Source organism: Micromonospora sp. NPDC005220 (assembly GCF_040607895.1).
In the GTDB taxonomy this organism is placed as follows: domain Bacteria; phylum Actinomycetota; class Actinomycetes; order Mycobacteriales; family Micromonosporaceae; genus Micromonospora.
The window spans coordinates 1-7,108 of the sequence record NZ_JBEXHP010000037.1; the positions used below are offsets into that span (position 1 = coordinate 1).

5 protein-coding genes are annotated in these 7,108 nt (G+C 69.4%); all 5 read left to right on the forward strand.

Features of this window, described 5'->3' with window-relative positions; genetic code table 11:
• Positions 1–123: 123 nt before the first annotated feature.
• The 5 genes from ABZU52_RS16205 to ABZU52_RS16225 all read left to right on the forward strand — a co-directional run bounded on the left by ABZU52_RS16205 (position 124) and on the right by ABZU52_RS16225 (position 7,023).
• Positions 124–1,014 carry an ATP-binding cassette domain-containing protein gene (locus ABZU52_RS16205; RefSeq protein WP_354971838.1) on the forward strand — a complete coding sequence of 297 codons (891 nt, stop codon included), beginning with the start codon at positions 124–126 and terminating at the stop codon, positions 1,012–1,014.
• Positions 1,011–1,700 (forward strand): hypothetical protein, encoded by a 690-nt coding sequence (locus ABZU52_RS16210; protein ID WP_354971839.1) that lies wholly within the window; start codon positions 1,011–1,013, stop codon positions 1,698–1,700. The genes ABZU52_RS16205 and ABZU52_RS16210 overlap by 4 nt, the downstream gene beginning before the upstream one ends.
• Before the next feature lie 334 nt (positions 1,701–2,034).
• Complete coding sequence (gene rplJ, locus ABZU52_RS16215; protein ID WP_354971840.1) at positions 2,035–2,580, forward strand: 50S ribosomal protein L10; 546 nt, start codon at positions 2,035–2,037, stop codon at positions 2,578–2,580.
• A 54-nt stretch (positions 2,581–2,634) separates the two neighbouring features.
• Entirely contained in the window at positions 2,635–3,021 is a 387-nt protein-coding gene (gene rplL, locus ABZU52_RS16220) for a 50S ribosomal protein L7/L12 (protein ID WP_354971841.1), read from the forward strand.
• Positions 3,022–3,591: 570 nt separating this feature from the next.
• Complete coding sequence (locus ABZU52_RS16225) at positions 3,592–7,023, forward strand: DNA-directed RNA polymerase subunit beta (protein ID WP_354971842.1); 3,432 nt, start codon at positions 3,592–3,594, stop codon at positions 7,021–7,023.
• Positions 7,024–7,108: the final 85 nt, after the last annotated feature.

A 7,108-nucleotide genomic window follows, 5' to 3' on the forward strand; every position in this document is an offset into this window, starting at 1 on the left:
AACCCTGCGCACCCCCTCTGCGCCGTCCCCGCCCGCGCCTATCTTCCCTCTACGCACCCCCGGGGGCCCGCCCACGCCTTGGGGGGCGCCCCGGCGCGTTCCCGGTGTGGCAGGCTCGACCTCATGCGGCTGGAGAACGTCTGGTTGCGGTACCACCGGCGGGGGCCGTGGGTGCTGCAGGGCATCGACGTGCGGATCGGCCCCGGTGAGGTGGCGGTCGTGCTGGGCCGCAACGGGGTGGGCAAGTCGACAGTGCTCCAGGTGGCCGCGGGGGTGCTCCGGCCGGGCCGGGGCCGGGTCACCGACCGGCCGGCGCGGGTGGGCTGGGTTCCGGAGCGTTTCCCCGCTGACCAACCGTTCACGGTGACCCGCTATCTGACCGGGATGGCCCGGGTGGCGGGGCTGAACAGGGCCGCGGCCGACGAGGCGGTGACCTCCTGGACCGACCGGCTCGGGCTGTCCGCCTTCCGCTCGGTCCGGCTGCCGGAGCTGTCCAAGGGCACCGCGCAGAAGGTGGGCCTCGCCCAGGCGATGCTGCGCCCACCGGGTCTGCTGGTCCTGGACGAACCGTGGGAGGGGCTGGACGCCGCCGCCCGCGAGCTGGTGCCCGAGCTGATCGCCGAGGTGCTCGCCGCCGACGGGTCCGTCCTGGTCAGCGACCATCGCGGCGAGACGGTCCGGCTGCCGGCCGCGCGTCGCTGGGTGGTGGCCGACGGCGCGCTCGCCGAGGAGACGCCGTCGGCGGACGAGACGATCGCGGTGGTCGAGGTCGCGGTGCCGGCCGCGCGGGTCGCCGGCACCGTCGCCCGCTTGCGCGCCGAGGGCCACCAGGTGCTTCGGGTACGCTCCGACGCCGCCACCGCCGCACCCCAGGCCCGACCCGCCGAGCCGTTTCGGGATGCCGGCGCTGCCCGACCCGCCGAGCCGGCGCTCGGGGTGGCCGGGGAGCTGGCAGCGGAGCAGCCGGAGGCCGCCGACGCGGTGATCGAGCCGGCCGCGGGGGAGGCCCGATGATTGCCCTGGTCCGGATGCGGCTGGCCGGTTTTCTGCGAACCGGCCGGGCGCTGGCGCCGTTGCTGGCCGGCCTGATCACGCTCGGCACCCTCTACGGCGGTGGCCGCGCCCAGCCGGCGGAGGCGTACGGCGTCTCCGCGGTGGTGCTCTTCCCGGTGCTCGCCTGGCAGACCAAGATCTTGTTGGACGTCGAGCCGGATGTGCAGCGTCGGCTGGCGCAGGTGACGGTCGGGGTGGCCCGGGAGCGGTCGGCCGGGCTGCTCGCCGCCGGAGTGGCGGCGCTGGTGACGGTGGCCGTCGCGCTGCTCTTTCCGTGGCTGGTCGGCGGGGTGTCCGGTCCGATCGACCCGGGAGACCGGTCGATTCCGGTCGGGCTGGCGCTGGGCGTGTGGGCGCACCTGCTGGTCGTACCCGCCGCGGTTGCGCTGGGGGCGCTGGCCAGCCGGGCGTCGGTGGGTGGCGCCGGGTACGGCGTCGCGGTGCTGGCCCTCGGCGGGGTCGGCGCTGTGGTGTTCGGCCTGACCGGCTCGGTGGCCCCCTGGCTGGCACCGCCGATCATGGCGGCCGCCCGGACCACCGGCGGTGAGGCCGCCGCGTTGACCCTGCTGGGGCTGAGCGGGTGGGCGCTGGCCTGGAGCGCCGCGGTCGTCGGCGGCTACCTGTGGCGGCGCCGGGCCGAGGGCTGACCAGAGCCGGTGGCGCGGCTCACAGGGCGCGATTTGGTGCTGGTGACCAGGGCGCGTACTCTTCAAACGTCATCCGTGTTCTCATGGATGAGGAACCACCCAGAGACCGCTGGTCACCGTGCTTCGGCACGGTCGAAGGTCCCGCGACAACGGGCGACCCGCGTAGGGCGGCAAGCGTAACTCGGCAGTGAACGTGGTCCGCCGACCATGATGATCCGCCGGCCCTCGCCCCGTGCGCCCTGCGCCGGGGCTTTTTCGTTGTCGCGCTGCCTCCGCCCCCGTTCCGGCTTCGGCCGAGATGGGGACCAGCCTCGAGTAACGAGAGAGGAGGGACATGGCGGACAAGCCGATCCGGGCCGACAAGGCCACGGCCGTCGCTGAGCTGACCGAGAGCTTCCGTAGCTCGGGCGCCACCGTGCTGACCGAGTACCGCGGTCTGACGGTTTCCCAGCTCACCCAGCTTCGGCGCTCGCTCGGCGCCGATACCAGCTACACGGTCGCGAAGAACACGCTGGCCAAGCGTGCTGCGACGGACGCGGGCATCACCGGCCTCGACGAGCTGTTCACCGGTCCTACCGCGCTGACTTTCGTTTCGGGCGACGTCGTCGAGGCGGCGAAGGGGCTTCGCGACTTCGCGAAGGCCAACCCGAAGCTCGTCATCAAGGGCGGCGTCTTCGAGGGCAGGGCCATTTCTGCGGCCGAGGTCACGAAGCTCGCCGACCTGGAGTCCCGCGAGGTGCTGCTGGCCAAGCTGGCCGGCGCGATGAAGGGCAACCTGAGCAAGGCCGCGGCCCTGTTCCAGGCCCCGCTGTCGAAGACCGCCCGTCTGGCGGCTGCACTGCAGGACAAGCGCGAGAAGGAGGGCGCCGAGGCGGCCTGAGGCCCCCACGGCGCACCAGTTCTTACTTAACAGAATCAGGAAAGGACGCCAGATATGGCGAAGCTCAGCACCGACGAGCTGCTCGACGCGTTCAAGGAGATGACGCTGATCGAGCTCTCTGAGTTCGTGAAGCAGTTCGAGACGACCTTCGAGGTCACCGCTGCCGCTCCGGTTGCGGTCGCCCAGGGTGGCGGTGGCGGCGGCGCTGCTGCCGAGGCCGAGCCGGAGCAGGACGAGTTCGACGTCATCCTCGAGGCTGACGGCGGCAAGAAGATCCAGGTCATCAAGGTCGTGCGTGAGCTGACCGGCCTGGGCCTCAAGGAGGCCAAGGACGCGGTCGAGTCCGCGCCGAAGGCCATCCTGGAGAAGGTCAACAAGGAGACCGCCGACAAGGCGAAGGCCAAGCTCGAGGGTGAGGGCGCCAAGGTCACCCTCAAGTGACCTGAGCTCCACCTGCGCGTACCCGGCTCGGTGAGCCGGGACACGGTCGCGTCGCGGCGGGCGGTGATCCGACACGGATCGCCGCCCGCCGTGTTTCGTGGACCGGTCGACAACCGTCCTGAGCTGGGCAGTGGTGGCCCAGCCCGGGACCACCCGCACGAGTGACCGGATCGCCCTCAGGTGGGAAAGAACCGACGACCCGGATACCGGCCCTTGACGCGGCCCCGGCCTGCCAGGCACCCTGACACCAGCAAGACACCGCGCTTGCGACGGCCACGACGTGGGTATGACAGCGGCGGCACCATCGGCCGCGGTAACCCGAGCGGCCCAGTGGGGAGTTGCGTTCTGAGCGGCCCGGCAGACCCCGGTTGACGGGGGCCGAGGCGCGCTCCGCAAACAACCTGCGGGGTGGGCTGGACAGCGGTTAGCCTCTCGGCTACACTGCTAGTTTGCGCTGCCTTCCGACTTGACCCCTGCTCGGAAATGTCCGTTTACGGATATTTCTGGTGGGGTCATTGGAGTGCACGCGTACCAGCCGTTCTGCAGCACCGGTCCTCGGAAGGACGCATCTTGGCAGCTTCCCGCCCTGCGAAGACCAGTCGTACGTCGAGCGCATTCGCTCCCCGCCGAGTTTCATTCGGCAGGATCACCGAACACCTCGAGGTCCCCAACCTCCTTGCCATCCAGAACGAGTCCTTCGACTGGCTCGTCGGCAACGAGGCTTGGCAGGGCCGGTCGGCGGACGACCCGCACGCACGCTCGGGTCTCGCGGAGATCCTTGAAGAAATCAGTCCCATTGAGGACTTCTCCGGCACCATGTCACTTTCCTTCTCGGCGCCGCGCTTCGACGAGGTCAAGGCCTCGATCGAGGAGTGCAAGGAGAAGGACCTGACCTACTGCGCTCCGCTCTTCGTGACCGCGGAGTTCACCAACAACACCACTGGCGAGATCAAGAGCCAGACGGTGTTCATGGGTGACTTCCCGATGATGACGCCCAAGGGCACCTTCGTCATCAACGGCACCGAGCGCGTCGTGGTCAGCCAGCTCGTCCGGTCTCCGGGCGTGTACTTCTCCAAGGAGCCGGACAAGACCTCCGACCGCGACCTCTCCAGCGTCAAGGTCATCCCGAGTCGGGGTGCCTGGCTGGAGTTCGACATCGATAAGCGCGACACGGTCGGTGTGCGCATCGACCGCAAGCGTCGGCAGGCCGTCACCGTCCTGCTCAAGGCCATCGGATGGTCGGCCGAGCGGATCCGTGAGCGGTTCGGCTGGTCCGAGCTGATGATGACCACGCTCGAGAAGGACCACATCGCCGGCGCCGACGAGGCTCTGCTCGACATCTACCGCAAGCTGCGCCCTGGCGAGCCGCCGACGCGCGAGAACGCCCAGACCCTGCTCGACAACCTCTTCTTCAACCCGAAGAGGTACGACGTCGCCAAGGTCGGGCGCTACAAGTTCAACAAGAAGCTCGAAGTCGGCGTGCCGATCACCACCGGCACGCTGACCGAGGACGACATCGTCGCCACCGTGGAGTACCTGTGCCGGCTGCACGCCGGTGAGGACGGCTACGAGGCCGACGACATCGACCACTTCGGCAACCGGCGCCTCCGTACCGTGGGCGAGCTGATCCAGAACCAGGTTCGGGTCGGCCTGTCCCGGATGGAGCGGGTCGTCCGCGAGCGGATGACCACGCAGGACGTCGAGGCGATCACCCCGCAGACCCTGATCAACATCCGCCCGGTGGTGGCGGCGATCAAGGAGTTCTTCGGGACGTCCCAGCTGTCCCAGTTCATGGACCAGACCAACCCGCTGGCGGGCCTGACCCACCGGCGTCGGCTGAGCGCGCTCGGCCCGGGTGGTCTGTCCCGGGAGCGGGCCGGCTTCGAGGTCCGCGACGTGCACCCGTCCCACTACGGCCGGATGTGCCCGATCGAGACGCCGGAAGGCCCGAACATCGGCCTGATCGGCGCGCTGTCCACCTTCGCCCGGGTCAACCCGTTCGGCTTCATCGAGACGCCGTACCGGAAGGTCGTCGAGGGTCGGGTCACCGACCAGATCGACTACCTGACCGCGGACGAGGAGGACCGGTTCGTCAAGGCCCAGGCCAACGCGCGCCTGAAGGCTGACGGCACGTTCGCCGAGGAGCGGGTGCTCTGCCGTCGTAAGGGCGGCGAGACCGAGGACGTTCTCCCCGGTGCCGTCGACTACATGGACGTCTCGCCCCGGCAGATGACCTCGGTCGCGACCGCCATGATCCCGTTCCTCGAGCACGACGACGCCAACCGGGCACTGATGGGCGCGAACATGCAGCGCCAGGCGGTGCCGCTGGTCAAGGCCGAGGCGCCGCTCGTGGGTACGGGCATGGAGTACCGGGCCGCGGTCGACGCCGGCGACGTGGTGGTCGCCGAGGTCGGCGGTGTGATCGAGGATCTCTGCGCCGACTACGTCACCATCCACCAGGATGACGGCCACCGCCGGACGTACCTGCTGCACAAGTTCCGCCGCTCCAACGCCGGCTCCTGCGTCAACCAGAAGCCGGTCGTCTTCGAGGGCGACCGCGTCGAGGCCGGTCAGGTCATCGCCGACGGTCCGTGCACCGACGAGGGCGAGATGGCACTCGGACGCAACCTGCTGGTGGCGTTCATGTGCTGGGAGGGCCACAACTACGAGGACGCGATCATCCTGTCGCAGCGCCTCGTGCAGCAGGACGTGCTCACCTCGATCCACATCGAGGAGCACGAGGTCGACGCCCGGGACACCAAGCTCGGTCCGGAGGAGATCACCCGCGACATCCCGAACGTCAGCGAGGAAATGCTCGCCGACCTCGACGAGCGCGGCATCATCCGGATCGGTGCCGAGGTCGTCCCCGGTGACATCCTGGTCGGCAAGGTCACGCCCAAGGGCGAGACCGAGCTGACCCCGGAGGAGCGGCTGCTCCGCGCGATCTTCGGTGAGAAGGCGCGTGAGGTTCGGGACACCTCGCTGAAGGTGCCGCACGGCGAGACCGGCACGGTCATCGGTGTGCGCACGTTCTCCCGCGAGGACGGCGACGAGTTGCCGCCGGGCGTCAACGAGCTGGTCCGGGTCTACGTCGCCCAGAAGCGCAAGATCCAGGACGGCGACAAGCTCGCCGGCCGGCACGGCAACAAGGGCGTCATCTCGAAGATCCTGCCGATCGAGGACATGCCGTTCCTGGAGGACGGCACCCCGGTCGACATCGTGCTCAACCCGCTCGGTGTGCCGAGCCGGATGAACATCGGCCAGGTGCTGGAGACCCACCTCGGTTGGGTCGCCAAGACCGGTTGGAAGGTCGAGGGTGACGACGCCGACTGGAAGCGCCAGCTGCGCTCCATCGACGCGCACGAGTCCGAGGGGGACACGAACGTGGCCACCCCGGTCTTCGACGGTGCCCGCGAGGAGGAGATCTCCGGCCTGCTCGAGTCGACCCTGCCCAACCGGGACGGCAAGCAGCTGATCGGGCGTACCGGCAAGGCGCAGCTGTTCGACGGTCGTTCCGGCGAGCCGCTGCCCGACCCGATCGCGGTCGGCTACGTCTACATCCTGAAGCTCAACCACCTGGTCGACGACAAGATCCACGCTCGGTCGACCGGCCCGTACTCGATGATCACGCAGCAGCCGCTGGGTGGTAAGGCGCAGTTCGGTGGTCAGCGTTTCGGTGAGATGGAGTGCTGGGCGATGCAGGCGTACGGCGCTGCCTACGCCCTGCAGGAGCTGCTCACGATCAAGTCCGACGACGTGCTCGGCCGGGTGAAGGTCTACGAGGCCATCGTCAAGGGCGAGAACATCCCGGAACCGGGCATCCCGGAGTCGTTCAAGGTGCTGCTCAAGGAGCTGCAGTCGCTGTGCCTCAACGTTGAGGTGCTCTCCAGCGACGGTGTGGCCCTGGAAATGCGCGAGACCGACGACGAGGTGTTCCGGGCCGCTGAGGAGCTGGGCATCGACCTGTCCCGGCGCGAGCCGAGCTCGGTCGAAGAGGTCTGAGGTGAGTGGTCGGGGGGGGGGGGGGGGCGGCCCCCCCCCCCCCCCCCCCCAAGAACTAGATAGCAGAACAAAGAGGGGGCAATGG